This window comes from Variovorax paradoxus (genome assembly GCF_030815855.1).
Classification (GTDB): Bacteria; Pseudomonadota; Gammaproteobacteria; order Burkholderiales; family Burkholderiaceae_C; genus Variovorax; species Variovorax paradoxus_M.
Genome location: NZ_JAUSXG010000001.1, coordinates 1,853,001 through 1,878,325, shown reverse-complemented (window position 1 = coordinate 1,878,325; position 25,325 = coordinate 1,853,001). Strand labels below are relative to the sequence as shown.

Annotated in this window: 28 protein-coding genes; 12 read left to right on the top strand and 16 right to left on the bottom strand. The window is 67.2% G+C overall.

Features of this window, described 5'->3' with window-relative positions; translation table 11 throughout:
* Positions 1-7 precede the first annotated feature (7 nt).
* Together QFZ42_RS08720 and QFZ42_RS08715 are read right to left on the bottom strand one after the other, a co-directional pair.
* Positions 8-319 carry a hypothetical protein gene (locus QFZ42_RS08720; RefSeq protein ID WP_307700582.1) on the bottom strand — a complete coding sequence of 104 codons (312 nt, stop codon included), beginning with the start codon at positions 317-319 and terminating at the stop codon, positions 8-10.
* A 261-nt stretch (positions 320-580) separates the two neighbouring features.
* On the bottom strand, positions 581-1,408 hold the full coding sequence (locus tag QFZ42_RS08715; protein WP_307700581.1) for a crotonase/enoyl-CoA hydratase family protein: 828 nt from the start codon (positions 1,406-1,408) through the stop codon (positions 581-583).
* 94 nt (positions 1,409-1,502) lie between these two features.
* Between QFZ42_RS08715 and QFZ42_RS08710 the strand changes: the two genes are divergently transcribed.
* Both QFZ42_RS08710 and QFZ42_RS08705 read left to right on the top strand, forming a co-directional pair.
* Complete coding sequence (locus tag QFZ42_RS08710; protein WP_307700580.1) at positions 1,503-3,356, top strand: PhoX family protein; 1,854 nt, start codon at positions 1,503-1,505, stop codon at positions 3,354-3,356.
* 32 nt (positions 3,357-3,388) lie between these two features.
* A complete protein-coding gene (locus tag QFZ42_RS08705) occupies positions 3,389-3,778 on the top strand; it encodes a DUF488 domain-containing protein (RefSeq protein ID WP_307700579.1) in 390 nt (129 codons plus the stop codon).
* A gap of 3 nt (positions 3,779-3,781) precedes the next feature.
* Here the strand turns inward: QFZ42_RS08705 and QFZ42_RS08700 are convergent, their stop codons facing one another.
* Both QFZ42_RS08700 and QFZ42_RS08695 read right to left on the bottom strand, forming a co-directional pair.
* On the bottom strand, positions 3,782-4,390 hold the full coding sequence (locus QFZ42_RS08700) for a glutathione S-transferase (protein WP_307700578.1): 609 nt from the start codon (positions 4,388-4,390) through the stop codon (positions 3,782-3,784).
* Between the two features lie 56 nt (positions 4,391-4,446).
* Positions 4,447-5,349, bottom strand: coding sequence for an SDR family oxidoreductase (locus tag QFZ42_RS08695; RefSeq protein ID WP_307700577.1), 903 nt, complete (start codon positions 5,347-5,349; stop codon positions 4,447-4,449).
* 142 nt (positions 5,350-5,491) lie between these two features.
* Here QFZ42_RS08695 and QFZ42_RS08690 point away from each other — a divergent pair, with 142 nt between their 5' ends.
* Positions 5,492-6,370, top strand: a complete 879-nt coding sequence (locus QFZ42_RS08690) for a CoA transferase (RefSeq protein WP_307700576.1) — start codon at positions 5,492-5,494, stop codon at positions 6,368-6,370.
* A gap of 27 nt (positions 6,371-6,397) precedes the next feature.
* Here QFZ42_RS08690 and QFZ42_RS08685 read toward each other — a convergent pair whose 3' ends face one another.
* The gene (locus QFZ42_RS08685) at positions 6,398-7,378 is read right to left on the bottom strand and encodes a Bug family tripartite tricarboxylate transporter substrate binding protein (RefSeq protein ID WP_307700575.1); all 981 of its coding nucleotides are present in this window, start codon (positions 7,376-7,378) and stop codon (positions 6,398-6,400) included.
* Positions 7,379-7,469: 91 nt separating this feature from the next.
* Complete coding sequence (locus QFZ42_RS08680) at positions 7,470-8,378, bottom strand: hypothetical protein (protein ID WP_307700574.1); 909 nt, start codon at positions 8,376-8,378, stop codon at positions 7,470-7,472.
* 60 nt (positions 8,379-8,438) lie between these two features.
* Between QFZ42_RS08680 and QFZ42_RS08675 the strand changes: the two genes are divergently transcribed.
* Together QFZ42_RS08675 and QFZ42_RS08670 are read left to right on the top strand one after the other, a co-directional pair.
* A complete protein-coding gene (locus tag QFZ42_RS08675; protein ID WP_307700573.1) occupies positions 8,439-8,780 on the top strand; it encodes a cold shock domain-containing protein in 342 nt (113 codons plus the stop codon).
* Entirely contained in the window at positions 8,777-9,130 is a 354-nt protein-coding gene (locus QFZ42_RS08670; RefSeq protein WP_307700572.1) for a DUF1294 domain-containing protein, read from the top strand. The genes QFZ42_RS08675 and QFZ42_RS08670 overlap by 4 nt, the downstream gene beginning before the upstream one ends.
* A 2-nt stretch (positions 9,131-9,132) precedes the next feature.
* On the opposite strand, the gene QFZ42_RS08665 is transcribed toward QFZ42_RS08670, so the two are convergent.
* A complete protein-coding gene (locus QFZ42_RS08665) occupies positions 9,133-11,532 on the bottom strand; it encodes a YgiQ family radical SAM protein (RefSeq protein WP_307700571.1) in 2,400 nt (799 codons plus the stop codon).
* Between the two features lie 151 nt (positions 11,533-11,683).
* Here QFZ42_RS08665 and QFZ42_RS08660 point away from each other — a divergent pair, with 151 nt between their 5' ends.
* Complete coding sequence (locus tag QFZ42_RS08660) at positions 11,684-12,646, top strand: bifunctional helix-turn-helix transcriptional regulator/GNAT family N-acetyltransferase (RefSeq protein ID WP_307700570.1); 963 nt, start codon at positions 11,684-11,686, stop codon at positions 12,644-12,646.
* Here QFZ42_RS08660 and QFZ42_RS08655 read toward each other — a convergent pair.
* The 7 genes from QFZ42_RS08655 to QFZ42_RS08625 all read right to left on the bottom strand — a co-directional run bounded on the left by QFZ42_RS08655 (position 12,633) and on the right by QFZ42_RS08625 (position 19,174).
* On the bottom strand, positions 12,633-14,141 hold the full coding sequence (locus QFZ42_RS08655; protein ID WP_307700569.1) for a tripartite tricarboxylate transporter permease: 1,509 nt from the start codon (positions 14,139-14,141) through the stop codon (positions 12,633-12,635). The two genes, QFZ42_RS08660 and QFZ42_RS08655, sit on opposite strands and share 14 nt — an antisense overlap.
* A gap of 15 nt (positions 14,142-14,156) precedes the next feature.
* A complete protein-coding gene (locus QFZ42_RS08650) occupies positions 14,157-14,630 on the bottom strand; it encodes a tripartite tricarboxylate transporter TctB family protein (protein WP_307700568.1) in 474 nt (157 codons plus the stop codon).
* Between the two features lie 43 nt (positions 14,631-14,673).
* Positions 14,674-15,681, bottom strand: a complete 1,008-nt coding sequence (locus QFZ42_RS08645) for a tripartite tricarboxylate transporter substrate binding protein (RefSeq protein ID WP_307700567.1) — start codon at positions 15,679-15,681, stop codon at positions 14,674-14,676.
* Between the two features lie 126 nt (positions 15,682-15,807).
* Complete coding sequence (locus tag QFZ42_RS08640; protein WP_307700566.1) at positions 15,808-16,590, bottom strand: 3-hydroxybutyrate dehydrogenase; 783 nt, start codon at positions 16,588-16,590, stop codon at positions 15,808-15,810.
* Positions 16,591-16,634: 44 nt separating this feature from the next.
* Complete coding sequence (locus QFZ42_RS08635) at positions 16,635-17,384, bottom strand: acetoacetate decarboxylase (RefSeq protein WP_307700565.1); 750 nt, start codon at positions 17,382-17,384, stop codon at positions 16,635-16,637.
* Between the two features lie 73 nt (positions 17,385-17,457).
* On the bottom strand, positions 17,458-18,675 hold the full coding sequence (locus tag QFZ42_RS08630; protein WP_307700564.1) for a patatin-like phospholipase family protein: 1,218 nt from the start codon (positions 18,673-18,675) through the stop codon (positions 17,458-17,460).
* A gap of 49 nt (positions 18,676-18,724) precedes the next feature.
* Entirely contained in the window at positions 18,725-19,174 is a 450-nt protein-coding gene (locus QFZ42_RS08625) for a CHRD domain-containing protein (protein ID WP_307700563.1), read from the bottom strand.
* Between the two features lie 132 nt (positions 19,175-19,306).
* Here QFZ42_RS08625 and QFZ42_RS08620 point away from each other — a divergent pair, with 132 nt between their 5' ends.
* On the top strand, positions 19,307-19,858 hold the full coding sequence (locus QFZ42_RS08620; RefSeq protein WP_307704199.1) for a DUF924 family protein: 552 nt from the start codon (positions 19,307-19,309) through the stop codon (positions 19,856-19,858).
* Here the strand turns inward: QFZ42_RS08620 and QFZ42_RS08615 are convergent.
* Complete coding sequence (locus QFZ42_RS08615) at positions 19,855-20,772, bottom strand: YihY/virulence factor BrkB family protein (RefSeq protein WP_307700562.1); 918 nt, start codon at positions 20,770-20,772, stop codon at positions 19,855-19,857. The genes QFZ42_RS08620 and QFZ42_RS08615 overlap by 4 nt on opposite strands.
* Before the next feature lie 80 nt (positions 20,773-20,852).
* On the opposite strand from QFZ42_RS08615, the gene QFZ42_RS08610 reads away from it, so the two are divergent.
* The 3 genes from QFZ42_RS08610 (at position 20,853) to QFZ42_RS08600 (ending at position 23,126) form a co-directional block, all read left to right on the top strand.
* Positions 20,853-21,443: a chromate transporter gene (locus QFZ42_RS08610; RefSeq protein WP_307700561.1), complete on the top strand. Its 591-nt coding sequence runs from the start codon at positions 20,853-20,855 to the stop codon at positions 21,441-21,443.
* Positions 21,444-21,522: 79 nt separating this feature from the next.
* The gene (locus QFZ42_RS08605; protein ID WP_307700560.1) at positions 21,523-22,131 is read left to right on the top strand and encodes a chromate transporter; all 609 of its coding nucleotides are present in this window, start codon (positions 21,523-21,525) and stop codon (positions 22,129-22,131) included.
* Positions 22,132-22,160: 29 nt separating this feature from the next.
* A complete protein-coding gene (locus QFZ42_RS08600) occupies positions 22,161-23,126 on the top strand; it encodes an aldo/keto reductase (protein ID WP_307700559.1) in 966 nt (321 codons plus the stop codon).
* A 16-nt stretch (positions 23,127-23,142) separates the two neighbouring features.
* Here QFZ42_RS08600 and QFZ42_RS08595 read toward each other — a convergent pair whose 3' ends face one another.
* Complete coding sequence (locus QFZ42_RS08595) at positions 23,143-23,664, bottom strand: GNAT family N-acetyltransferase (RefSeq protein ID WP_307700558.1); 522 nt, start codon at positions 23,662-23,664, stop codon at positions 23,143-23,145.
* Positions 23,665-23,834: 170 nt separating this feature from the next.
* On the opposite strand from QFZ42_RS08595, the gene QFZ42_RS08590 reads away from it, so the two are divergent.
* Positions 23,835-24,005, top strand: a complete 171-nt coding sequence (locus tag QFZ42_RS08590; RefSeq protein WP_307700557.1) for a hypothetical protein — start codon at positions 23,835-23,837, stop codon at positions 24,003-24,005.
* 113 nt (positions 24,006-24,118) lie between these two features.
* On the top strand, positions 24,119-25,318 hold the full coding sequence (locus QFZ42_RS08585; RefSeq protein ID WP_307700556.1) for an NAD(P)/FAD-dependent oxidoreductase: 1,200 nt from the start codon (positions 24,119-24,121) through the stop codon (positions 25,316-25,318).
* Positions 25,319-25,325 lie beyond the last annotated feature (7 nt).

The window sequence follows — 25,325 nt, the reverse complement described above, 5'->3', positions numbered from 1 at the left end:
GCGCAGCTCAGACGCGAGGCAATGCCGCGAGGTAGGTGGACACGACGATGGCGGCCGCGCGGTCCAGCTGCAGGACGTCCGCGACGTCAAGGGCCTGCACAGCAGCGCCCCCACCGGCTTCGGGGGGCCTGCGGATCTCGACAAGAACCTCCGCCGCCAGTTCGCGGTCGCTGCGCGGCTTGCCGTCGGGGTGCATCACCCACTCGTCGATCTGCTCGACCGGCATGGTTCGGAAAACGCCGACGACCGGTATGTACTTGTAGCGATCCTCGCCCACCAGGATGGGCAGGCTCAGGTTGCAGAAAAACGTCGTCGACATGCAGGATCGCGATCGCAGTCAAAAGGATTAATTGTTAAGGAATGTGACTGAAACAGCCACCCTTCCGTCACCCTATTCCCGACCGAGACGTGACCTACGTCACACAAAGGGCGCCTTTGTGGTTGAGACGACCCGCCCGACCCAGAGAAACCAAAGTCTTACATGCAGGTGAGACCACGCTGCGAATGGCGGCATTTGGCGGAAGAAACCGCCAGGATGTCGCACTTCGGCCTTGAAGGCCTGCGGGCCTGCCGGCCTGCTTCAAGCTGGGGTGCTGAAACGCGGTGGGCGCCGCCCGATGTTGGCCTGCACGGCTTCGAGCTGGTGCGCTCCCCCGATCAACGCCTGCTGCTCGACCGATTCGGCAACCAGCAAATCGGCCGCGCTGCTCGAGAGCGAGGCATTGAGCAGCCGCTTTCCCGCGCGGATGGCGTCGGGACTCTTGCCCGCGATGTCGCGCGCCATCTGCAGGGCCTCGGCCAGCGGGTCGGCCGCCAGCCTTGTGGCAAAGCCGAGTTGCAGCGCTTCCTCGCCAGTGAAGATGCGCCCCGTGAAGGTGAGCTCGCGCACCACGTCGCTGCGGGCGAGCTCGCGCATCAGCACCATGCCGCCCATGTCGGGCACCAGGCCCCACTTGATCTCCATGACCGACATCCGGGTGTCGGGCGCCACGATGCGGATATCGGCACCCAGCGCCACCTGCAGGCCGCCGCCGAAAGCCACGCCGTGCACGGCCGCGATGACCGGCACCGGCACCTCGCGCCAGACCATCGCGACGTACTGGGCGGCGTTCGAAATGCCGTGGGTCCGGACGGAGAGATCGGTACCGCCGGCCGCCGCGCCCAGCACGGCGCTCGCGGCGCCCTGCCCCATGCGTTCGAAGGAGGCCATGTCGAGGCCGGCGCAAAACGCCTTGCCCTGGCCCGAGATCACCACGGCGCGTACGGCGGCGTCGCCGCGCAAGGCCTCGCCCGCTTCGATCAGCGCGTCGAACATCGCGGGATCGAGCGCGTTCATCTTGTCGGCGCGTGCAAGCTGCAGTTCGACCACGCCGTCGGGGTGGCGGGTCCATTCGATCCGATCGGCCATTCGTGTCTCCTTGGGTTTTGTTCGCGCCAGTATCACCCGGTGCGGCGCTCGGCGATGATGGCGCCTGTCGCCTACCCAACAGCTCTTTCGACTCATGCCCCTGGATCGCCGGATCTTTCTGCAATCGGGCGCCGCCGCCGTGGTGGCGCTGCTGCACCGAAGTGGCGCCAGCGCGCCCTCCAGCCAGGACGGCCCGGCCGTACTCGGCTTCACCGCCGTGCCGGCTTCGCTGCGAGACGCCGTGGTGGTGCCGCCGGAATACGAGTGGCAGCTGCTCTATCCGTGGGGGACGCCCACCGGCATCGAGGGCCGCCCGATGTCGGCTTACGCGCCCGATGGCTCCCACAGCGCAGCCGACCAGGCATTGCAGGCCGGCATGCACCACGACGGCATGCACTTCTTTCCGCTGCCGGCGGAAGATCGCGCCCTGCTCGTGGTGAACCACGAGTACACCGACGAGCAGTTGCTCCATGCCGACGGCATCGCGGAATGGACCGCCGAGAAGGTGCGCAAGTCGCTGCATGCGATGGGCGTTTCGGTCATCGAGATCGAGCGCAGCCGCGACGGCTGGCGCCAAGTGCGCCCCTCGCCCTATGCCCGGCGCGTGCACGGCAACACGCCCATGCGCATTGCGGGCCCTGCCGCGGGTACGCCGCTGATGCGCACCGCGGGCAACCCGTCCGGCGACGAGGTGTTCGGCACCTTTGCCAACTGCGCGATGGGCGTGACGCCATGGGGCACCTACCTGACCTGCGAAGAAAACTTTCATGGCTACTTCGGCGGCCCGAAGGAGGCCGCCAAAGACATGACGCCCGCGCAGCGGCGATACGGTGCGGTGCCGGGATCGCAATGGGTGGAGTACTGGCGCTTCGAAGAACGCTTCGACCTGAGCCGGCATCCGAACGAAGCCCATCGCTTCGGCTGGGTGGTGGAAATCGATCCCTTCGACCCCACGGCCAAGCCCGTCAAGCGCACGGCGCTCGGCCGCAAGCGCCAGGAGAGTGCGACCTGCACGCTCGCCAAGGACGGACGCGTCGTGGTCTACATGGGCGACGACGCACGGTTCGAATACATCTACAAGTTCGTCAGCCACGGAAAGGTTTCGGCGGCCGGCGGCGGTGCGGCCAACAGCCGGCTGCTCGACGAAGGCAGGCTCTACGTCGCCCGCTTCGATGCCGACGGACGTGGCCGATGGCTTGAACTCGTCCACGGGCGCAGCGGCCTCGATGCGGCCAGCGGCTTCGCCGACCAGGCGGAGGTGCTGATCCACGCACGGCTCGCGGGCGACGTGGTGGGCGGCACCCGAATGGACCGCCCCGAGTGGATTGCCGTGCACCCGCAAACCGGCGAGGTGTATGTCACGCTCACCAACAACAGCCAGCGCGGCGATCCGGGCAAGCCCGCACCGGACGCCGCCAACCCGCGGGCCGACAACCTGTTCGGCGGCATCCTGCGGTGGCGCGAGGACGGCGGCGACGCGGGCAGCACGGGCTTTGCCTGGGACCATTTCGCGCTCGCCGGCGATGCCTCTCAAGCGAACAGCGGCGCACGCTATCCGTCTGGCGATGCCGACATCTTCGGCAGGCCCGACGGGCTGCACTTCGACGGCGGCGGCCTGCTCTGGATCCAGACCGACATGAGCGGTCAGCTGATCGGCACGCCGCCCTATGCCTCGCTGGGCAACAACCAGATGCTGTGCGCCGACCCGGCGATGGGCCGCATCAAGCGCTTCCTGACGGCGCCGAGCGGCAGCGAAGTCACGGGCTGCGTCGTGACGCCCGACCGGCGCACGCTGTTCGTCAACATCCAACATCCGGGCGAGTCGCGCGACGACGGCAACGGCGCACCGACGAGCGCCTGGCCCGACGGCACGGTGCCGGGCAGCGCCCGCCCGCGCTCGGCCACGCTGGCGATACGGCGGCGCGACGGCGGTATCGTCGGCACCTGAAGCCCGTCAAAGACAATCGAAGGAGCCCCTGCATGAGCATTCGCATCGTTCGCCTCGGCACACCGCGCGCCAGCGGCGAGGGCCTGCGCATCGGCACCGTGCGCCGCCCGCCGCGCGGCGTGCCGAAGACCGAGTTCGCCGCGCAGGACTGGTACGACGTGTGGTACCCGAATCTCGCCCCTTCGGCCGAGACCATGAAGCTGGGCCAGGAAGCCGAAACGCCCGCGCAGTGGAACGCCTTCGTGCGCAAGTACAAGGCCGAGATGGCCGAGGCCGATGCGAGCCGCAGCCTCGACTTGCTCGCAGCCCTGTCGCACACCGCGGCGTTTTCCGTGGGCTGCTATTGCGAGGAAGAATCGCGCTGCCATCGCTCGCTGCTGCGCAGCCTGCTGGCCGAGCGTGGCGCCGATATCGAGGCCTGACTCTCAGACCTGCGGAAGCGCCTTGAACGCCGGCAGCCTTTCCGCCTCGGCGGCGAAGGCTGCAAGGCACGGGTAGTCGGCCGGCGCGACGAGGTCGGGAAGCATCAGCTGCGTGAAGCTCCACGCCACGGCGCTCGTCAGCCCGGACTGCCCCAGCGTGGCTTCGCCCGCCACCGCGGGCACTTTCCGTGTCTCGGCCTCGAGCCCGGCATAGGCGGCGGCCAGCTGGCCCCGCACCCTGTCGATCCACGGCGCGTGCTGCTTTTCAGGCGGACGCAAGTTGCGCTCATAGACGATCTGCACCGTCTTCTCGCAGGCGGCGAGCGCAAGCCCCAGCACCCGCAGCGCCTGCTGCCGCTCGGGGCGGCCGGACGGCATGAGGCTGCGGCCCGCCAGGGTTTCCGCGTGGTCGATGATCAGGGTGGAGTCCATCAGCAGCGTGCCGTCGTCGCACACCAGAGTGGGCGCCTTGACCACGGGATTGATCTCCCGGAACTGTTCGAAAGTGCTGAAAACCGAGATCGACCGGTGTTCGAACGGCAGCCCCAGCAGGCGCAGCGAAATGGCCGCGCGGCGTACATAGGGCGAATCGAGCATGCCTACGAGTTGCATCTTCTTTTTCTCTGGTTGATGACACGCAACGATAGCGCGGCGGCTGAAGGCACCGGTCAGCGCTGCGCCTTGTCCTTCTGGTTCTGCGCCTCGATGCGTTCGCGCGCGGCCTGCCAGTCGTCGTCGCTCCACTGGCGCAGTTCGTAGAAGTTGCCGCCCGTGGCGAGCGCGTTGCCGCCGTCCATCATGATGCTCTGCCCGGTGAGCCAGTCGCATTGGCCCGGCGCCATGAGAAAGGCCGCCAGGTTCTGCAGCTCGCTCATGCGGCCGGTGCGCGCCATCGGGTTGGTCTTCTTGCTGCGCGCGCCGGGCTCTTCGCCGGGGTTCAGGCGCTTGCTCATTCCTTCGGTCGGAATCTCGCCCGGGCCGACGGCGTTCAGGCGAATGCCGTGGCGCGCCCACTCCACGGCCAGCGACTTGGTCATGACCTCGATGCCGGCCTTGCTCATGGCCGAAGGCACGACGTAGGGGCTGCCGTTGTCGACCCAGGTCACGATGATGCTCATCACGCTGCGGAACGCATCGCCCTGCTTCCATTCACCAGCCTTGGCCTGCGCCACCCAGCGCTTGCCGATGGCCTGGGTCACGTAGAAGCTGCCGTGAAAGACGATGTTCGCAATGGCATCGAAGGCGCGGGGCGACAGGCTCTCGGTCGGCGCCACGAAGTTGCCCGCGGCGTTGTTCACGAGCCCCGTGAGGCCGCCGCTCTGGAACAGGCTCTCGACCATGTCGTCGACGTTCTGCGCATTGCGGATGTCGACGCCGAAGGCATCGATGCGGCGCCCGGGGAACTGCTGCCGCCACTCGGCCGCCGTGTCTTCGCAGACCGATTGGCGCCGGCCGCAGATGGCGATATCGGCGCCCAACCCTAGAAAACGCTCGGCCATGGCGCGGCCCAGGCCGGTGCCGCCGCCGGTCACCAGAATGCGCTGGCCGCTCATGAGAGAAGGTTCGAACATGCGTCGTCTCCTTGATGGTGGCGCCGGCCGCAGAATTGCAGCCACTGCGTCTTCGCATGCTACGCGGCGAGCCCTTGCGGCGTAAGCTGAGTCGGTAAGAATGGCATCACGAGACAACGCCCCTTCACCGGGACTCACGCGCATGCCCACTGCCACCGCTTCCTCTTTTCAGCCGCTTGCCGGCGTCCGAGTGCTGAGCCTTGCGCTCAACCTGCCGGGGCCCGCGGCCCTGTTGCGCTGCCGCGAAATGGGCGCCACCTGCGTGAAGCTCGAACCGCCGGGCGGCGACCCGATGGCGCTCTACAACGAGGAAGCCTATGCCGCGCTGCACGAAGGCGTCTCCATCCGGTGCGCCGACCTCAAGACCGAGGCCGGCCAGCAACAGCTGCATGCCGAGCTGGCGCAGGCGGACGTGCTGTTGACCTCTTTCCGGCCGTCTGCGCTCGTCAAGCTCAAGCTCGAATGGGCGATGCTCCAGGCGCGCCATCCGTCGCTGTCGCAGGTCGCGATCGTCGGCGCACCCGGTGCCGGTGCCGAGGAGCCGGGCCACGACCTGACCTATGTTGCGGCAAGCGGCCTCGTCACCGGTACCGAACTGCCGCCCACCCTCTACGCCGACATGGGCGGCGCCCTGCTCGCGAGCGAAGCGGTGCTGCAGGCCACCTTGCACGCGCGGTCCGCGGCCAAGGCGAACGGCATCTATCTCGAAGTGGCGCTCAATGCCTCGGCCGACTGGCTCGCGCTGCCGCGCACCTGGGGCCTCACGAAGCCCACGGGCGCGGTCGGCGGCGCCCATGCGGGCTACCGCGTCTACCGCTGCGCCGACGGCCGCGTGGCGATCGCGGCGCTGGAGCCGCATTTCGCCACGCGCCTGTGCGAAGCGGCCGGCCTCGCAGCGCGCGACATGATGTCGCCCGCCACCCGCGATGCGCTGGCGGCCTGGCTGCGCGCGCGCACGCGCGCCGAACTGGAGGCGATCGCCAGCGAGCGCGACCTGCCGCTGCTCACGCTCGCCGATTGAGCCTGCGGGCCGGCTGAACCCGCGGGCTCAAAGCTTGATGCCCGCGCCTTTCACGGTCGGCCTGAGCACCCCCACCTGCTCCTTCACGAAGCCCTCGAAGCGGGCCGTGCTTTCCGGCTTGCCGACGATGCCGAGTTCGATCAGCTTCTTCTGCACCTCGGGCATCACCAGCACCTCGTTGCAGGCGGCGTTGAGCCTGGCGACCATGTCGGCAGGCAGCCTGGCCGGCCCGCTGAGCCCGAAGAAGTTCTCGAGCACGAGCTTGGGCTGGCCGAGTTCCACGACGGTCGGCACCTCGGGCATCAGCGGCGAGCGCGTGGTGCCGGTCACTGCCAGCGGCACCAGCTGACCGCTCTTGAAGAAGGGCACGTAGGCGGTGATGACGTCGATGCCGACGGGGATCACGTTGGCGATCAGATCGGTGGTCATCGGCGCGCCGCCGCGGTACGGCACGTGCACCAGGTTGGCGCCGGTGATGCTGCGGATCAGCTCGCCGTGGATATGGCCGATCGAGCCCGGACCGCCCGAGCCGAAGTCCAGCCGCCCTTCCTTGCGCGCCCGCGTGTCGAGCTCGGCATAGCTCGAGATGCCCGAGGGCTTGCTCGCCATGATCGCCAGGGGCGCCGAGCCCAGGTAGGCCACGTGCGTGAAGGCCTGCACCGGGTCGTAGGGCTGCTTCTCCAGCGTGAAGGGCCCGAGCGCGATCGGCGTCGTGTTCGAGAGCATCAAGGTGTAGCCGTCGGCCGGCGCCGCGGCCACCAGCGCGCCGCCGATGGTGCCGCCCGCGCCGGGCTTGTTGTCCACCACCACCGGCTGGCCCAGCTTCTTGCCAAGCTGCTCGGCCATCACGCGCGCCAGGATGTCGCTCGAGCCGCCCGGCGGAAAGGTCACGATGATCCTGATCGGCTTGTCGGGCCACTGGGCGAAGGCCGGCAGCGCGAGGAGCGAGGCGGCGCCGGCGGCCAGGAAATGGAGAGCGCCGCGGCGCGTGGAGCGAAGGGTGGTCATGGGCCCTTCAAGCAAGAGCGGTGCCCGCTCCGCTCGAAGCGCTGCCGAGCACGGCACGTGACAAGCCCGCGAACCGGAGGGATGAGGCCGCTCAGCGGCCGATGCCGTCGCGTTGCCGGTCCTCGCGCTTGATCGCGAGGTAGGTTTCCAGTTCGACCTCGTGCAGCTGCCGCGGATATTGCTCGGCCGCGGCAAACCAGGCGCGCTCGCGCCGCTCGGCCGGCGCGCCGGCGTCCGAAGAGAGATAGGTGTCGAGCGTGAGAAAGTAGCGCATCGCATTGCGCTCCACCAGTCCGCGCGTGCCGCGAATGTAGTCGGGCTGGCCGTCGGCCTCCTTGCCCACCACGGTGAAACCCACCTTGTTGCGGCCGAAGGTGGCCAGGTAGGCCTGGGTCGCCATGCGAACCATCATGTTGTGGTCGTAGCTGTAGCCGAAATGCAGGAAGCTCCTTCGCTCGTCGAGCGCCACCGCTTCGAGCGTGACGCGGTAGTTGCTCGTGCCCAGCGGACCGCTGGCCGCGTTCATTTCGACCGACAGGTACTCCGGCGTCGCGTTGGCCACGCGATAGACGAAGGGCAGCTCGAACGCCTGCTCCACCGGCTTGTCGTAGCGCCGCACGACGAACAGCGTCAGCATGTCTTGTCCTTGCGGCGTCGTGCCCGCGCGGCAGCGGCGATTGTTGACGTGCAGCTTCAGCAGTTCGCACCAGTGGGACGACTCCTTGAGCGCGGCGCTGATCTCCGGCAGCGAATGGTCCACCACGGCATAGATGTCGCCCTGCAGTCCGCTCGGCGTTTCGAGCGAATCGAGCTGGACGGGCCGCCCGAAGCCGCTGCGCTCGAGCTTGCCTTTCATGCGTTGATGCGCGGCGCGCAGCGCTTCGGCCGATGCGGAAGAAGGTTCGGACGGCGCTGCCAACGCATGCGCCGAAGCCGCGAACAGAACGGCCCCCGCCCAGGCGCGCACCCATGAAACCGGCGGAGAGAACAGACTGCTCATGGGACCACACGATACAACGGCCGGCGAGAATCCCGCCATGCACCCTTCTCTTTGCAAATCATGAAGCGCCAGGGCCGGCTCGTACGCTGGGAGGCCGAGCGGGGTTTCGGCTTCATCCGAAGCCCTGAGGTTTCGGCGGATGTGTTCGTGCATCTGCGCGATTTCCTTGATCGGCAATTGAAGCCGCAGGTGGGCATGGAACTGAGCTTCGAAGAGATTCACGTGGGCGGCAAAGGGCCGCGCGCCGTGGCGGTTCACCCCGTGGGCACCGCGGCGCCTCGAGCCCCTCAGGCACGGACGCGCAAAGCTCCCGCAGCGCCGAATGCAGGCCGCACCGCAGCCGATTCGCGGCGACGCAGCGGGGCAGCGCCCCCTCCTCTTCATCGTCGATGCTGCCCATGAGCGTGCTGCTTCTGGGTTATGCGGGCCTGCTCGGCTATGGCGTATGGACCGCACGCCTGCCGGCCATGGCCTTGGGCGTGCTGCTGCTGATCAGCCTGCTGACCTTTGCCGTCTACGGTTTCGACAAGAGCGCCGCCCAGGCCGGACGCTGGCGCACCGCGGAGAGCACGCTGCATCTGCTGTCGCTGGCGGGAGGCTGGCCCGGCGCGTGGTGTGCACAGCGGCTCTTCCGCCACAAGTCGCGCAAGGCGAGCTTCATGGCGGTGTACTGGGCCACTGTGCTGCTGAATATCGCCGCCGTGGCGGCCTGGGTCGGCAAGCTGTTGCCGGCAGGCCTGCTCGGGAGCTGAACTCAGCGCGGCTTGCGGATGCCGCCGCGCACCGGGCCGGCTGCAGCCTTGCGAGGGGCCGCCGAACCGTTGTCCCGCGGCGGCAGGCCGGTGTGCTGCGTAAGGATGCGGCCCTTCGACGGCTTCACTGGCGCCAGCTTGACTGGTGCCGATGCTTTGGCGGCGACCGGTGCCGAGGTCGAGTTCTTGCGCCGCGCGCTCGTGTAGCCGCCGTCGGTCAGCGGCTGCCACGTCGGAATGAGGTGATGCTTGCCGTTTCCGATGAGGTCGGCCCGGCCCATGCTCTTGAGCGCTTCGCGCAAGAGCGGCCAGTTGTTGGCATCGTGGTAGCGCAGGAAGGCCTTGTGCAGGCGGCGGCGCTTGTCGCCGCGCACGATGTCCACCGTCTCGCTCTCGCGCGTGATCTTGCGCAGCGGGTTCTTGTTGGTGTGGTACATCGTCGTCGCGGTGGCCATCGGACTCGGATAGAACGTCTGCACCTGGTCGGCGCGGAAGCCGTTCTTCTTGAGCCAGATCGCGAGGTTCATCATGTCCTCGTCGCTGGTGCCCGGATGCGCGGCAATGAAGTACGGAATGAGGTACTGCTTCTTGCCCGCTTCGGCCGAGAACTTCTCGAACATCTGCTTGAACTTGTCGTAGCTGCCGATGCCGGGCTTCATCATCTTGGTGAGCGGACCCTGCTCGGTGTGCTCGGGCGCGATCTTGAGATAGCCGCCGACGTGGTGCTGCACCAGCTCCTTCACGTACTCGGGCGACTGCACGGCCAGGTCGTAGCGCAAGCCCGAGCCGATCAGGATCTTCTTGATGCCCTTGAGCGCACGCGCCCGGCGGTAGATCTTGATGAGCGGATCGTGGTTGGTGCCCAGGTTCGGGCAGATGCCGGGGTACACGCAACTGGGCTTGCGGCATGCCGACTCGATCTCGGGGCTCTTGCAGCCCAGGCGGTACATGTTGGCCGTGGGGCCGCCGAGGTCGGAGATGGTGCCGGTAAAGCCGCTCACCGAATCGCGGATGGCCTCGACCTCCTTGATGATCGATTCTTCCGAGCGGCTCTGGATGATGCGGCCCTCGTGCTCGGTGATGGAGCAGAAGGTGCAGCCGCCGAAGCAGCCGCGCATGATGTTCACGCTGAAGCGGATCATTTCCCAGGCAGGGATCTTGGTCGCGCCGTCGTGGCTGCCGTTCTCGTCGGCGTAGCGCGGATGCGGGCTGCGCGCATAGGCCAGGTCGAACACGTGGTCCATCTCGGCCGTGGTGAGCGGAATGGGCGGCGGGTTGATCCACACGTCGCGCGCCGTGGCGCCGTCGCCGTGCGCCTGCACCAGCGCGCGGGCGTTGCCGGGGTTGGTCTCCAGGTGCAGCACGCGGTTGGCGTGGGCATAGAGCACCGGGTCGCTGCGCACCTGCTCGTAAGATGGAAGGCGGATCACGCTGCGGTCGCGCGGCGGCACCTTGATTCTGGTGCGCTGCTGGAGCGCGGGGTTCGGTACGAAAGTCAGCGGCTTGATCGCCGGGTTCACGGGGTTCACCGCGGCGCCGGCTTCGGCGGCTCGCGCCACGGCCTCGGCCTCGTCTTCCTTCGCGCAGGTCGCGCCATTGGCCTTGGCCTGCTCGGACACCATCAGGTACGGGTTGACGTGCGCCTCGACGCGGCCGGGCTCGTCCACGCTGGTGGAGTTGATCTCGAACCAGTCTTCGGGTGTGTCGCGGCGCACGAACGCGGTGCCGCGCACGTCGGTGATCTGCTGCACCGGCTCCTTGGCGGCCAGGCGGTGCGCAATTTCGACGATGGCGCGCTCGGCGTTGCCGTACAGCAGCAGGTCGCACTTCGAGTCGACGACGATGGAGCGGCGCACCTTGTCCGACCAGTAGTCGTAGTGCGCGATGCGGCGCAGACTGCCTTCGATGCCACCGAGGATGATCGGCACATCGTTCCAGGCTTCCTTGCAGCGCTGCGAATAGACGATGGCCGCGCGGTCGGGCCGTGCGCCCCCGACATCGCCGGGCGTGTAGGCGTCGTCGCTGCGGATCTTCCGGTCCGCCGTGTAGCGGTTGATCATCGAATCCATGTTGCCGGCGGTCACGCCGAAGAACAGGTTCGGCTTGCCCAACGCCTTGAAGGGCTCGGCGCTCTGCCAGTCGGGCTGCGCGATGATGCCCACGCGGAAGCCCTGCGCCTCGAGCATGCGGCCGATCACGGCCATGCCGAAGCTCGGGTGGTCGACGTAGGCGTCGCCGGTCACCACGATGATGTCGCAGCTGTCCCAGCCGAGCGCGTCCATTTCCTTGCGCGTGGTCGGCAGGAATTTGGCCGTGCCGAAACGGGCGGCCCAGTACTTGCGGTAGCTGGTCAGCGGCTTGGCGGCACGCGCAAAAAAGGAGACGTCGACGGGGGCGTTCATCAGTGGGGAAGTGGGCAGCGGGCGCTTGGCGGGCACCGCGCAGCAGTGGGCAACCCGCGATTTTAGGGTTTTCCACCACGCCTGTCGCGCCCGGGCCTGTTGACGCACCTGCGACAAGGCCTTTAAATGGTTGCCAAAGTCAACCATCCATATGACAACAGCAACCTCTTCGGCCCTTCCGCCCGCCGCCGATCCCGCCGCCGTCAAGGCGATTCGGCGTTTCAACCGGTTCTACACGGGCCGCATCGGGGTACTCGATCCGTATCTCGGCAGCGACATGTCGCTGACCGATGTCCGGGTGCTGTACGAGCTGGCCCATCGGGAAACGCCCGTGGCGAGCGAAATCGGCCGCGACCTGCGCCTCGACGCCGGCTACATGAGCCGCATCCTGCGCCGCTTCGAGGCCGCCGGCTGGCTCACGCGCGAGCCGCATGCCCGCGATGCGCGACAGAGCGTGCTGCGCCTTACCGAAGCGGGCCACGCCGCGTTTGCGCCGTTGCAACAAAAATCGCGTGACGAGGCCGCCGCTCTCCTCTCGCCATTGCCGCCCCCCGACCGCCAGCAGGTGGTCGATGCGATGGCCCGGATCGAGCGCCTGCTCGATCCGGCCACGGCCCCGGCGGCGCGAACGCGCACGGTGGTGCTGCGCGACCCCTTGCCCGGCGACATGGGCTGGGTGGTGCAGCAGCACGGTGAGCTGTATGCGCGCGAGTACGGCTGGAACAGCGAGTTCGAAGCGCTGGTGGCCGATATCGTGGCCGGGTTCGTCCGCAAGTTTCAGCCTGCGTGGGAAAAGTGCTGGATTGCCGAGCTCGACGGCGAACGGGTAGGCGCGATCTTCGTGGTGCGCAAATCGGCCACCACGGCCCAGCTGCGCCTGCTGCTGCTCGCACCTTCCGCACGCGGGCTGGGGCTGGGCGGGCGCCTCACCGACGAATGCATTGCCTTCGCACGCGCCAAGGGCTACCGCAAGATGGTGCTCTGGACCAACAGCTGCCTCGAAGCCGCTCGCGCTATCTACGCGAAGCGGGGTTTCAAGCTCGACAAGGCCGAGCCCTACGAAGGTTTCGGCCAGCAGCTCGTCGGCGAGACCTGGTCGCTCAAGCTGCAGTAGATGAAGCGGTGCGCCGGCCTTTGCTCCACAGCTTCTTGAGCAAGGGCGCTATCCACACCAGCACCACCACGGCCGCCAGCGAAGCGGCAATGGGCCGCGACACGAAGCCCGCCAGGTTGCCGTCGGACTTGATCATCGAGGTGATGAAGTTCTCCTCGAGCATGCCGCCCAGCACCACGCCCAGGATGGCGGGCGCAATCGGGAAACCGTTCTCCTCGAGCAGGTAGGCCACGATGCCGGCCGCGAGCATCACGCCCACGTCGAACAGCGAATTGTTGATGGCGAATGCACCGACGATGCAGAACAGCAGGATCAGCGGCATCAGCACGTTGCGCGGCACCCGCAGGATGCGCTTGGCCACCTTGATGCACAGGATGCCGAGCGGAATCATGATGATGTTGGCAATGATGAACAGCATGAACACCGCATAGATGTTCTGCGGGTTGGTGGTGAACAGCGTCGGCCCCGGGTTGAGGTTCTTCATGTAGAGCACGCCGATGACGATGGCGGTGATCGAGTCTCCGGGAATGCCGAACACCAGCGCCGGAATCCATGCGCCGGCCAGCGCGCTGTTGTTGGCCGAACCCGATTCGACAATGCCTTCGACGTGTCCCGTGCCGAACTTCTCGGGCTCCTTCGAGAACTTCTTGCTCATGGCGTACGACATCCACGCCGCAATGTCGGCACCCGCGCCCGGCAAGGCGCCCACCGCCGTGCCCAGCACGCTGCCGCGCAGTATCTGCACCGGGTACTTCTTGGCCAGCGCCCATTGGCCCGAAAGCACGCGGCCCACTTTCTCGACCACGATCTCGCCGGGCGGCAGCGTGTCGACCGCGAAGCGGATCACCTCCGAGATGGCGAACATGCCGATCATCATCGGGATCATGCCGATGCCGCCGGTCATCTCCGCGTTGCCCAAAGTGAAGCGCGGAAAACCCGCCGGGTTGCCGAGCCCCACGCAGGCCACCAGCAAGCCGAGCAGCAGCGTGACCATGCCTTTCAGTGGCCGGTCGGAGGTGATGAACACGGCACAGGTCAGGCCCAGCAGCACGAGCCAGAAATATTCGAACGAACTGAAGTTGAGCGCAAAGTCGGCCAGCGCAGGTGCCGCCACGATCAGCACCACGGTACCGAAAAGACCGCCGACGGCCGAGAACACGAGCCCCGCGCCCAAGGCGGTCTCGGCCATGCCCTTGCGCGTCATCGCGAAGGCTTCGTCCGTATAGGCGGCCGATGCGGGCGTGCCCGGAATGCGCAGCAGGCAGCCGGGAATGTCGCCCGAGAAAATGGCCATGGCGGTGGCCGTCACCATGGCCGCAATCGCCGGAATCGGCGGCATGAAAAAGGTGACCGGCACCAGCAGCGCGACCGCCATGGTGGCCGACAGCCCCGGCACCGCGCCGACGAACAGGCCGTAGAACGAGGCCAGCACCATCACGAGGAGGGTGTAGGGCTCGAAGACCATCGAGAAAGCCTGCAAGAGTGCTGCCGACATGGATGGAGTTCTCGGTTACCAGGCGATGGGTGTCAGGACGCCCCAGGGCAGCGGAACGCGCAACAGCTTGTAGAACGCTGCATGGATGAGCAGCGAGGCAATCAATGCAATCAACACCGCGCGGCCCGGCGGCACGCGCATGGCGAGCATCAGCGCCGCCAGCGAAATAGACGCGGTCGGCAGGAAGCCAAGCCGCTCCGAGGCGACGATGTAGAACACCACCGAGCCGATGACCAGCGCGGCCGACAGCAGGTGGCGCGGCGAAGCGGCCCAGTCGCCAAGCCGCATCCAGGCCATGGCCTGCCGCTCGCGCCAGCCCTTGACCAGCAGCAGGGCGCCGCAGACGCACAGGCCGACGGCGATCAGACCCGGGAACAGCGCGGGCCCCACCTGCTGGCCCGGTATGCCGGGATAGCCGCGCACCACGGCGAGCACCAGCGCGCCGAGTGCCAGCAGGATCAGCCCGAAGACCGCATCGTTGAACTTCATCGCGCCGCCCCTCCGATGGGCCCTCGCGCACGCCGCGCGGCGCTCACTTGACGATACCCACGGCCTTCATGGTTGCGCCGAGTTCGGCGTCGGACTTCGCCATGTAGGCGGCGAATTCGTCGGGCCCCGCGTAGATCACGCCGAAGCCGCGAGACGCCATGAAGTCGGTGTACTCCTTGCTCGCCACCACTTTCTTGAGGGCGCCCGCAAGCTTGTCGCGCACGTCGGCCGGAAGGCCCTTGGGGGCGACGATGCCGCGCCAGGCCGCCATCGACCAGTCGCTGCCGATCGCCGCCTTGAGCGTGGGCACATTCGGATAAAGCGCCGAAGGCTTGTCGCTCATGATTGCAAGGCTCTTGACCTTGCCCGCGTCGATCAGCGAACGCGCCTCGGGCAGCGAGACCGGTGCGATGTCTACGCCGCCCGCGACCACGTCTTGCAGGCCGGGTGCCGCGCCGTTGCTCGGCACCCACGGCACGGCCGCGGGATCGATCTTCTGGTCGCGCAAGAGGCCGGCAATGGCCAGGTGCCAGATGCCGCCCTGCCCTGTGCCGGAAGCCTTGAGCTTGCCGGGGCTGGCCTTGATGGCCGCGAGCAGTTCGGGCACGGTCTTGTAGGGTGCGTCGGCCCGCACCTGAATGCCGGCCGGGTCGAGGTTGGCAAGGCCGATGGGCGTGTACGACGTGCTTGTGAGCTGCGTCAGCCCTTGCCAGTGCATCATGCCGATCTCGACCGTGGCCATGCCGAGGGTGTAGCCGTCGGGCGGTGCGGCGGCAATGGCCGAGTGGCCCACCACGCCGTTGCCGCCGGTGCGGTTCACCACCGTGATCGGTTGGCCCAATTCCTTTTCGAGCAGGCTGGCGATGATGCGGGCCGTGGCATCGGTGCCGCCGCCCGCACCCCAGGGAACGATCAGCGTGACAGGCCGGCTCGGATACGCCTGCGCGGCCGCGGGGGCCGCCGCTGCAAACAGGGCGAGCCCGGCCGCGACGCCTGCGGCATGGGTAACGAAGGAGCGTCGCGAAACGAAACGGGACGAACGAACACGCATGGTGGTTGTCTCCTGGCGAAAGTCATTGGTATGACGTTTGAACGGCTCATGCGGGTTTTCGCACAGTTCGCTCGCCAGAGACATTAGGGTGAACCATCGTGTGCCGCGCGCAGCGGCGCGGCTTCGCTACTGCATGAACCAGCCGTGGCTCACCACCAGCGACTGGCCGGTGAGCGCATTGGTCGGGAAAGCCGCGAACAGCAGCGCCACGCGCGCCACGTCTTCGGTGGTGGTGAATTCACCGTCGACCGTTTCCTTGAGCATCACGTTCTTGATGACCTGTTCTTCGGTGATGCCGAGCGTCTTCGCCTGCTCGGGAATCTGCTTTTCGACCAGCGGCGTGCGCACGAAGCCCGGGCAGATCACGTTGGCGCGCACGCCGTGCTTGGCGCCTTCCTTCGCAACCGTCTTGGCCAGGCCGATGAGGCCGTGCTTGGCGGTCACGTAAGGGGCTTTCAGCAGCGAAGCTTCCTTCGAGTGCACCGAGCCCATGTAGATCACGCTGCCGCCGCGGCCTTGCGCGTACATGTGTTTGAGGCAGGCCTTGGTGGTGAGGAAGGCGCCGTCGAGGTGAATGGCTAGCATCTTCTTCCAGTCGGCAAAGCTGAACTCCTCGACCGGATGCACGATCTGGATGCCGGCATTGCTGATCAGGATGTCGATGCCGCCGAAGGCCTTGGCGCCCTCTTCGACCGAGGCGTTGACCTGGTCTTCGTTGGTGACGTCCACGGCCACGCCGATGGCCTGTGCGCCCGTGGCCTTGAGCTCGGCCGCGGTGGCGTCGGCCGCTTCCTTGTTGAGGTCGGCAATGATGATCTTGGCGCCTTCCTGCGCGAAGAGGATGGCAATTTCCTTGCCGATGCCGCTGGCCGAGCCGGTGATGTAGGCGACCTTGTCCTTGAGTTGCATGGTGAATGTTCCTTCAGAGTTGGAATGAAAAAAGATGGCAGTGGTCAGGCGAGATAGTCGTGCTCGACCGTACCCAGCGCGAGCGTCATGTCGGCGATGTAATGCACGGCCGATTCGACCTTGCGCACCGGCAGATCGGCCACCGGCGCCAGCGCATGCGGATGCAGTTCGAGCGAGGCCGGCGCGGTCCACGCGCCGTGCAGCGTGATGTCGACCATGTGATAGCGCACCAGCTCGCAGATGCGGGCCGTGCCGTCGACGTGCGGAATGATCTTGAGCAGGAAATTCGGCTGCGCAATGCCCGCGAGAACCGGCGGGTGATCGAGCGCGCGATGCTTGAAACCCATGGTGGCCTTGGCCACGCGCACCTTGCCGTAGTCGAGCGTGCCGACGATCACATCGGTCTCGTAGGACAGCACCGGCGAGGCGAGCTTCTTCGGAAAACCCCAGAGCTCGCGGCCGCCGGCAATCGGTGGATGGTCATCGAGGTACATCGCATGCACGTAGGCGCCCTGCTCCACGCCCCTGGCGGTACGCAGCTGCACCGGAATCACCTGGCCCGATTCGGTGTAGTCGCCGAAGCCGGTGGAATCGGGCATGCGGATGAATTCATACTTGACGAGCGGCTCGACGACCTCGAGCGGCTCGGGCACCACGGCGCGCAGCGCGTCCATGTCGGTGCGGTAGGTAATTACGAGAAATTCGCGGCGCACGAACCGGTACGGTCCGCGCGGAAAGGCGGGGCTGGTGAGCGGCATGGCGAAGGCCTGCCGCCGTACGTCTTCGATGTTCACTGACATTTCCTCCTGTTTGCGTGACCGAGCCAGTCTGGCGCTGGTTTCTTAGTCGAAGCTGAAATCGGCTGCTTCAGCGGGACAGTCCCGGACGCTTGACCCGGCCCGAGCCATGCTCGCCGAGATCGAAGGTGGTCACGCCGTTCACGGTGGCGTCGCTGCGCAGCGTCTCGGGATGCGCCAGCGTCGTGCGCATGTCGCGCGCGCCGGCCTCCCAGTGTTCTTCGACGGCGGCGCGCGAGAACTCGTAGTCCTTCGATTCGGCCTCGTAGGGCTTGTCGCGGTAGATCAAATGAAAGATGTCGATGGGCTCGTGCGTCAGCTGCGACTGCACCGCAAGCACGCTCGGATCGTTGCGAAGGCTGGCCGGCAGCTTGGTGATCAGGTCCGCAATGGCCTGCTGCAGGTTCAGGTTGGCGGCCAGCGCATCGGTGTTCATGCGGGTGCGGCTCGAGTAGGTGATGTCCTTCTGCCGCTCCAGCACGCCCGACAGCGTGCGCGGCATCTCGCCGCGCGCGTTGAAGAGATCGACCTGCAGCACCACCAGCGGCTCGGAGCGCGGATGGATGTCGAGCACGTATTGGAGCGGCGTGTTCGAGACGATGCCGCCGTCCCAGTAGTCGTCGCCGTCGATGGTGACCGGCGCAAAGCCCGGCGGCAGCGCGCCGCTGGCCATGATGTGTTCCGGGCCGATGCGCTGGCGCGTGTTGTCGAAGTACACCGAGTTTCCGGTGCGCACGTCGACCGCTCCCACACTGAACCGCGCCTCGCAGGCGTTGATGCGGTCGAAGTCGATCAGGCGCTCGAGCGTGAGCTTGAGCGGCGCGGTGTCGTAGTAGCTCAGAAGCGGTGCCGCGGCGCCCATCAGCAGCGCGGGCGAATAGCGCGGCTCGAAAAAACCGGGAATGCCGACCAGCGTCGCCATGGCGGCGCTCCACTGGTTCTGCGTGGCGCGGTCGCCCAACCACGAGGGCAGGCGCTGCGCCGGTCCGGAAGACACCAGGTGCCAGAACTCCCGCAGCCGCTCGACCCGTTTCCCGGGGGCGTTGCCCGCGATCAGCGCCGCGTTGATGGCGCCGATCGAGACGCCGGCGATCCAGTGCGGCTGCAGATCGGTTTCACTGAGCGCGGCATACACGCCGGCCTGGTAGGCGCCGAGGGCGCCTCCGCCCTGCAGCACCAGGGCTTTGCGCGCGGCGCGCATGTCTTCGCGGCGCGCCGCGAAGGGATTGAGGGTGGTCTTGCGTGCGGCACGGGGCTCCCGGGGCGTCTTCTTCTTCGTCGTTGTCATATGGCGTCATTTGACACCAGCCCCGCGACCGCAAGCTGACCACCGCCCCTCACATCTTGGGCAGCATCTGGCCCCGGATTTCGCCGGCCGGATTGGCGGCGGTGTGGATGTTGGCGTACCACTTGCCGGCGATCAGGTCGGCTGCCTGTGCGGGCGTGAGCGTGGCCTGGCCTTCGATCGGGCTCTCCGCCCTGGCAAAGGGCAGCACCACGCCGGCGTTGGCGCCCGCGGGAGCGGGCCCGTGGAAGTGGGCGGCCGTGGCCGGGCCGCTGAGGCCGTTGTAGGTGATCTTGTACTTCAGGACATTGGTGTCCCGGTTGAGCCAGGCTTCGGCCAGGCCGCTGCCGCGTGTCATGTTGGGCGGCACTTCGCTGGCGGCGTTCATCGCTCCGCTGAAGCTCGCGGTGTTCGACCTGGACATCATCCCGCAGCCGGCCAGCGCGGCACTGGCCACGGCGGCAACGAGGGTTGCGCGCAAAAGGGTGCCATATCGGTTCATGAGCGTTATCTCCTGAGTTATGAAACCGCTCCAGCATAGGCAGCGCGGGCGCATGCGCGTGTCGGCCACCACCGCGACTTTTTCAGGCCCGGCGCAATGACGCAGCGACGCAAGCTGAAAGAGAATGCGGCGATGAACCCTGCCGACCTTCCCACCGCCCACGACGTCGTCGACTTCTGGCGCAACGCCGGACCCGATCGATGGTTTGCCAAGAGCGACGCCTTCGACGCCGAATTCGGCGGGCGCTTTCTTGCCGCGCACGAAGCAGCCGCCCGCGGCGAGCTCGACCACTGGGCGCGCGACGCCGGCGGCGCCCTCGCGCTGCTGGTGCTGCTCGACCAGTTCCCGCGCAACACCTGGCGCGGCAACGCACGCATGCTCGCGACGGACGCCAAGGCCTTGGCCATTGCCCGCGCAGCGATCGAGGCCGGCCTCGACCTGAAGGTCGACGGCGAGTTGCGGCGCTTTTTCTACCTGCCGTTCATGCACTCCGAATCGCTGGCGGACCAGGAGCGCTCGGTCGAGCTCAACGCGGCGCTCGATGCCAACACCCAGCGCTTCGCGGTTTTGCACCGCGACATCATTGCGCGCTTCGGCCGCTTTCCACACCGCAACAAGCTGCTCGGGCGCACCAGCAGCGCCGAGGAGCAACGCTTTCTGGACGAAGGCGGTTTTGCCGGCTAGCGCTGGAGCAGCGGCTCCGACCGGGTCGGCGAAGGATTCGCGCTGGCGCTGTCCCTGGCGTTCTTGAGCGAGCCGTAGGTCTTGGCATACACCCAGGTGAACTCGGCGCCCAGAAGAAAAATCTGCGCCGAGTAATACACCCACACCAGCACCACCACCAGCGAGCCCGCGGCGCCGTAGCCCGAAGCCACGCTGCTCTTGCCGATATAGAGGCCGATGAGGTGCTTGCCGATGGTGAAGAGCAATGCGGTGACGGCCGACCCCACCCACACGTCGCGCCACTGCACCCTGGCGCGCGGCATGATCTTGTAGATCATCGCGAAGATCACCGTCACCATGGCAAAGCTGAAGACGAAGTTCACCGCCTGCGCCAGGGTGGCCCAGGCACCGAACACCGGCGACCACCATTTGCCCAGCGCGGCGAGCGCCGCACTGGCCACCAGAGACACCATGAGCAGGAAGCCGATGCCCATGATCATGCTGAACGACAGCAAGCGCACGCGCAGCAGGTTGAACAGCCCCTTGTTCTTTGCGCGGGCCGGCGCGCGCCAGATGCGGTCGAGCGCATCCTGCAGTTCGCCGAAGACGGTGGTCGCGCCGATCACCAGCAGGCCGATGCCGGCCACCGTGGCCACGACGCCCTCGGTGGGCTTGTTGACCGCCTGCAACATGCCCTGCACGGCAGCCGCGCCCTGCTCTCCCATGAGGCCCGAAAGCTGCAGGAAGATTTCGCCTCGCGCGGCCTCCTCGCCGAACACCAGCCCGGCCACGGCAATGACGATCAGCAGCAGCGGCGCAATCGAGAACACCGTGTAGTAGGCCAGTGCGGCGCCCATGCTGGGAGCGTAGTCGTTCGACCAGGAGGCCACGGCCTCCTTGCAGAGATCGAAGAGTGCGCGAATTTGCATGACCATGAAGTCTCCCGTTGAATGACGCAGGGACATGTCAGCGCAGTCCCCGGCAAGTTGCAAGTGGCTACGATAATCGCACCCACATGCATCCGTCCCCCTCAGGCGCGGCAGCGCCGTCCGACCCTCCGCAACCGAAGTCGCCACGCGACCTTTTTGTTTCATTCACCTGGCTCGCGCTGCAGGGATTCGGTGGCGTCCTGGCCATCGTCCAACGCGAAATGGTCGAGAAAAAGCGCTGGCTCACGCCCGAGCAGTTTCTCGAGGACTGGGCCGTGGCCCAGGTGATGCCGGGCCCCAACGTGGTCAACCTCGCGCTGATGATCGGCGACCGCTACTTCGGACTGCGCGGCGGGATCGCCGCCGTGGCCGGCATGCTCGCAATACCGCTCGTCGTCATCCTGATGCTGGCCGTGCTCTATGCCCATTACGCGGGCAACCCGCAGGTGGCGGGCGCGCTGCGCGGCATGGGCGCGGTGTCGGGCGGGCTGATCGCCGCCACCGGCATCAAGCTGATTCCGCAGCTGCGCAAGCATCCGCTGGGCTTTGCCGCCTGCCTGGTGTTCGTGGCGCTGGTGTTCGGTGCCATCGCCCTATTGAAGATTCCGCTCGGCTGGGTGCTGCTGGCGGTGGGCGGCGTGGCGTGCGCATGGACGTGGCGGAGGATTGCGCCATGAGCACCGCCGGGCCGCCCCAAGGTGCGAGCGCCCCCTCGGGGGGCAGCGAGGACACGCCAGTGCCGAGCGTGGGGGCCGCATGAGCCATATGACGATCGTGATGCAATGGCACGACTGGCTGGCGCTTTTCGGCCAGTACCTGCTGCTTTCGCTGTTGTCGATCAGCGGCGCGATCACCACCGTGCCCGACATGCACCGCTACCTCGTTGCGCAGCACGGCTGGCTCACCGACGCGCAATTCAGCTCGTCGGTGGCCATCGCGCAAGCCGCGCCGGGCCCGAACGTGCTCTTCGTCGCGCTCATGGGCTGGAACGTCGGGCTCAACGCGGGCGGAGGCATCGGCGCCGGGCCGGGCGCCTGGCTGCTCGGTTTTTTCGGGCTGCTGGTCACCATGGTCGGCATCATGCTGCCGAGCACCACCCTCACCTACCTTGCCACGCGCTGGGGCCACCGTAACCGCGACAGGCGCGGCGTGCGTGCCTTCAAGCAAGGCATGGCGCCGGTGGTGGTGGGCCTGTTGATTGCCACCGGCTGGGTGCTCGCGGCGGGCAACCATTCGGGCGACGCGCCCGCCTGGCACCTGTGGCTGCTGAGCGCGGTGGCGACCCTTGTCGTGTGGCGCACGCGCGTTCACCTGCTGTGGCTGCTCGGCGCGGGCGCGCTGCTCGGTGCCATCGGTTTTGTCTGATCCTCGCTCTTTTTTAGGGAAGAAACTTCATGTCGCAACTTCGCTCTCTGGGCCGCTCGGGCCTCCTGGTCTCCCCGCTCGCCTTCGGTGGCAACGTCTTCGGCTGGACGGTGGACGAAGCCACCTCGTTCCGCCTGCTCGACGCCTGGCTCGATGCGGGGTTCAACTTCATCGACACGGCCGATGTCTATTCGAGTTGGGTGCCGGGGCACACCGGCGGAGAGTCCGAGACCATCATCGGCAAGTGGCTCAAGCAGAGCGGCAAGCGCAACCGCGTGGTGCTGGCCACCAAGGTGGGCAAGCCGATGGGCGAAGGCAAGGTGGGCCTCTCGCCCGGCTACATCCGTGAAGCGGTGGAAGCCTCGCTCCAGCGGCTTCAGACGGACTTCATCGACCTGTACCAGTCGCACGACGACGATGCCGCCACGCCGCTCGAAGATTCGCTGGGCGCCTTCGACGACCTGATCAAGGCCGGCAAGGTGCGCGCCATTGGGGCCTCGAACTTCAGCGCGCCGCGGCTGGCCGAAGCGCTGGACGTGTCGGAGCGGCTGGGCATTGCGCGTTACGAGAGCCTGCAGCCGCTGTACAACCTGTACGACCGCGCCGTGTTCGAAGACGCGCTCGAGCCGCTGTGCGTGAAGCGGGAGGTGGGCGTGATCAATTTCTACGCGTTGGCAGCCGGCTTTCTGACCGGCAAGTACCGCACCGAAGCCGACGCGGCCAAGAGCGCACGCGGCGCCAACACCACCAAGAAATACCTCAACCCGCGCGGGCTGCGCATTCTCGAAGCGCTCGACAAGGTGGCCCAGCAGTACAACGCCAAGCCGGGTCAGGTCGCGATTGCGTGGCAGATTGCGCGGCCTTCGGTCACGGCACCGATTGCCAGCGCAACCTCGATCGCGCAGTTGGAGGAACTGGTCGTCGCCACCCAGCTGAAGCTCGATGCCGGCACCATCCAGATGCTGGACCGGGCGAGCGACGAAACGCCCGCCTGAGAACCGGACGCGCCGCCTAGCCGTCGACCGGATTCAGCGGCGTCGAAAGAATCCGCTGGTAGAAGGCCACGTCGAGCCAGCGGCCGAACTTGAATCCGGCCTGCCGCACGGTGCCGGCATGTTCGAAGCCCAGCCGTTCGTGAAGCCCGATGCTGCCGGCATTCGCGGCATCGATGGCGCCGACCATGACATGCACGTCGCGCGCGACAGCCTCGGCAATGATCGCTTCCATGAGCGTGCGGCCGAGGCCGGCGCCGCGGTGACCGGCCTCGACGTAGACCGAGTGCTCCACCGTGTACTTGTAGGCGGGAAAGGCGCGAAACGCCCCGTAGCTCGCAAAACCCAGCAGCTTGCCGCCCTCGTCTTCGGCGCCGATCACGGGAAAGCCGCCGGCGCGCTTGGTGGCGAACCACGCCACCATGTTCTCGGGCGCGCGGGGCTTGTAGTCGTACAGCGCGGTCGAATTGGCGATGGCTTCGTTGAGGATGGCAAGGATGGCGCCCGAGTGGGCTTCCTCGGTGCAGGGGATAAGGCGCATGTTCGTTCCTTCGGAGTCGGCGAGGCAATCCATCCAATATAGGGGATCGGGCTGACGCGCCCGTGCCAAACGCAGTAGGCAAGTTCCCACAGCGACTGGCGACGACGGCCTGTGCTCGCTCCGCTGCCCGCCGGGATACTGCGAGTCATCAACAGCTTCCGGGGACAAGCATGTCTTTTGCGCTCTACATGATCGGTTTTCTGATCTTCCTGGCCGGCCTCGCCTGGGGCGCCTCGGTGGCCGGCGTGCCCGACCTCTACATCGGCATCGGTGCGTTGATCATCCTGGGCATCGGCATCTTCAGCGCGGTGGCGCGCACACGCAGCAAAGATCCTTCCTGAATTCGCTGCCTGCCTTCCACTTCACGCAGGCTTCACGCCGCGCGTACATGGCGTAGCTAACTTCGCGTGCGCACCGCAAGTCGCGGTGCGCAACGCCACAGGTCAGCTCGCCCATGCTCGTTTCCAGTTCCTTTTCCCGCCTCGAAGAATCCGCATTTCCCGCTGTCACGCATCTGGCGCCACCGATAGCCGGCCCACGGCCTTCGGTTGCGCAGGTCGACCTGCTCGTGGTCGGGGCAAGCTTTGCCGGGCTGGCCTGCGCCCGCGCCGCGGCACTGGCGGGCCTCAGCGTCATGGTGCTGGAGAAGAAGTCGAGCGCCGGCGCCAAGCTGCACACCACCGGCATCATCGTGAAGGACGCGGTCGATACGGTGCCATGGCTCGCGGAAGTACCGCCCGCCCTGGTGCGCCGCATCGACGGCGTGCGGCTTTATTCGCCCGACATGCGCCATGTGGACCTGCATGCACCGGGCTACTGGTTCTGGGCCACCGATGCGCCCGCCCTGCTCGACTGGATGGTCGATTCCGCCCGCGCCAGCGGGGTCGACGTGCAGCTTGGCACCCTGTTCGAACAGGCGCTGTGGATGAACGGCCGCTGGGAAGTCCCGGTGGCCCAGGGGCCTTGCATTTCAGCCCGCTACATCGTGGGCGCGGACGGCCCGCATTCGCGCGTTGCCAAGGCCCTCGGGCTCTCGCGCAACACGCGCTTTCTCTACGGCGTCGAGCACGAATACCAGGGCGCGCGCATGGCGCCCGGTTTCCTGCATTGCTTCGTCGATCGCCAACTGGCGCCGGGCTACATCGGATGGGCGCTCGACGGCGTCGGCGTGAGCCAGGTCGGGCTCGCGCGCCGCATGGGCACGCAGGACGCGCCGGCGCTCCGGCTCGATCCGCTGTTGCGCAAGATCGCCTCGGTGGTCTCGGCGGGCGACGCCCCACCCGTGGCGGTTCGCGCGGGAATGATCCCGTGCGGCGGCGTGCTGCCCGTGGTGGCGCGCGAGCGCGCGCTGCTGGTGGGCGATGCGGCGGGCATGGTGTCGCCGGTGACGGCCGGCGGCATTCATACGGCCCTGCTGCACGGCGAACGCGCCGGCGACGCCATCGCGCGCTTTGTGCGGGGCGAAGTGGAAGACCCGGCCGGCTGGTTCGTGCGCACGTATCCGCGGTTTCGGCTCAAGCGCGCACTGCGCTGGGCTTTCGACCACTTCCAGAACGACTGGATGTTCAACCGGCTGCTGGGTACGCCGCCCATGCGGCGCATGGCGGAGCTCGTGTACTTCCACCGCAAGGCCAGTCCCTTGTCCAGGGGCTAGCGGCGCA

Coding starts and splice junctions, on each gene's coding strand:
- QFZ42_RS08620 (WP_307704199.1), top strand. CDS start 19,307: ATGAACCCTGCCGACCTTCCCACCGCCCACGACGTCGTCGACTTCTGG.
- QFZ42_RS08680 (WP_307700574.1), bottom strand. CDS start 8,378: ATGAGCAGTCTGTTCTCTCCGCCGGTTTCATGGGTGCGCGCCTGGGCG.
- QFZ42_RS08610 (WP_307700561.1), top strand. CDS start 20,853: ATGCATCCGTCCCCCTCAGGCGCGGCAGCGCCGTCCGACCCTCCGCAA.
- QFZ42_RS08590 (WP_307700557.1), top strand. CDS start 23,835: ATGTCTTTTGCGCTCTACATGATCGGTTTTCTGATCTTCCTGGCCGGC.
- QFZ42_RS08595 (WP_307700558.1), bottom strand. CDS start 23,664: ATGCGCCTTATCCCCTGCACCGAGGAAGCCCACTCGGGCGCCATCCTT.
- QFZ42_RS08655 (WP_307700569.1), bottom strand. CDS start 14,141: ATGTCGGCAGCACTCTTGCAGGCTTTCTCGATGGTCTTCGAGCCCTAC.
- QFZ42_RS08585 (WP_307700556.1), top strand. CDS start 24,119: ATGCTCGTTTCCAGTTCCTTTTCCCGCCTCGAAGAATCCGCATTTCCC.
- QFZ42_RS08660 (WP_307700570.1), top strand. CDS start 11,684: ATGACAACAGCAACCTCTTCGGCCCTTCCGCCCGCCGCCGATCCCGCC.
- QFZ42_RS08675 (WP_307700573.1), top strand. CDS start 8,439: ATGAAGCGCCAGGGCCGGCTCGTACGCTGGGAGGCCGAGCGGGGTTTC.
- QFZ42_RS08700 (WP_307700578.1), bottom strand. CDS start 4,390: ATGCAACTCGTAGGCATGCTCGATTCGCCCTATGTACGCCGCGCGGCC.
- QFZ42_RS08615 (WP_307700562.1), bottom strand. CDS start 20,772: ATGGTCATGCAAATTCGCGCACTCTTCGATCTCTGCAAGGAGGCCGTG.
- QFZ42_RS08685 (WP_307700575.1), bottom strand. CDS start 7,378: ATGACCACCCTTCGCTCCACGCGCCGCGGCGCTCTCCATTTCCTGGCC.
- QFZ42_RS08710 (WP_307700580.1), top strand. CDS start 1,503: ATGCCCCTGGATCGCCGGATCTTTCTGCAATCGGGCGCCGCCGCCGTG.
- QFZ42_RS08715 (WP_307700581.1), bottom strand. CDS start 1,408: ATGGCCGATCGGATCGAATGGACCCGCCACCCCGACGGCGTGGTCGAA.
- QFZ42_RS08630 (WP_307700564.1), bottom strand. CDS start 18,675: ATGACAACGACGAAGAAGAAGACGCCCCGGGAGCCCCGTGCCGCACGC.
- QFZ42_RS08625 (WP_307700563.1), bottom strand. CDS start 19,174: ATGAACCGATATGGCACCCTTTTGCGCGCAACCCTCGTTGCCGCCGTG.
- QFZ42_RS08705 (WP_307700579.1), top strand. CDS start 3,389: ATGAGCATTCGCATCGTTCGCCTCGGCACACCGCGCGCCAGCGGCGAG.
- QFZ42_RS08605 (WP_307700560.1), top strand. CDS start 21,523: ATGAGCCATATGACGATCGTGATGCAATGGCACGACTGGCTGGCGCTT.
- QFZ42_RS08720 (WP_307700582.1), bottom strand. CDS start 319: ATGTCGACGACGTTTTTCTGCAACCTGAGCCTGCCCATCCTGGTGGGC.
- QFZ42_RS08690 (WP_307700576.1), top strand. CDS start 5,492: ATGCCCACTGCCACCGCTTCCTCTTTTCAGCCGCTTGCCGGCGTCCGA.
- QFZ42_RS08640 (WP_307700566.1), bottom strand. CDS start 16,590: ATGCAACTCAAGGACAAGGTCGCCTACATCACCGGCTCGGCCAGCGGC.
- QFZ42_RS08650 (WP_307700568.1), bottom strand. CDS start 14,630: ATGAAGTTCAACGATGCGGTCTTCGGGCTGATCCTGCTGGCACTCGGC.
- QFZ42_RS08665 (WP_307700571.1), bottom strand. CDS start 11,532: ATGAACGCCCCCGTCGACGTCTCCTTTTTTGCGCGTGCCGCCAAGCCG.
- QFZ42_RS08600 (WP_307700559.1), top strand. CDS start 22,161: ATGTCGCAACTTCGCTCTCTGGGCCGCTCGGGCCTCCTGGTCTCCCCG.
- QFZ42_RS08645 (WP_307700567.1), bottom strand. CDS start 15,681: ATGCGTGTTCGTTCGTCCCGTTTCGTTTCGCGACGCTCCTTCGTTACC.
- QFZ42_RS08670 (WP_307700572.1), top strand. CDS start 8,777: ATGAGCGTGCTGCTTCTGGGTTATGCGGGCCTGCTCGGCTATGGCGTA.
- QFZ42_RS08695 (WP_307700577.1), bottom strand. CDS start 5,349: ATGTTCGAACCTTCTCTCATGAGCGGCCAGCGCATTCTGGTGACCGGC.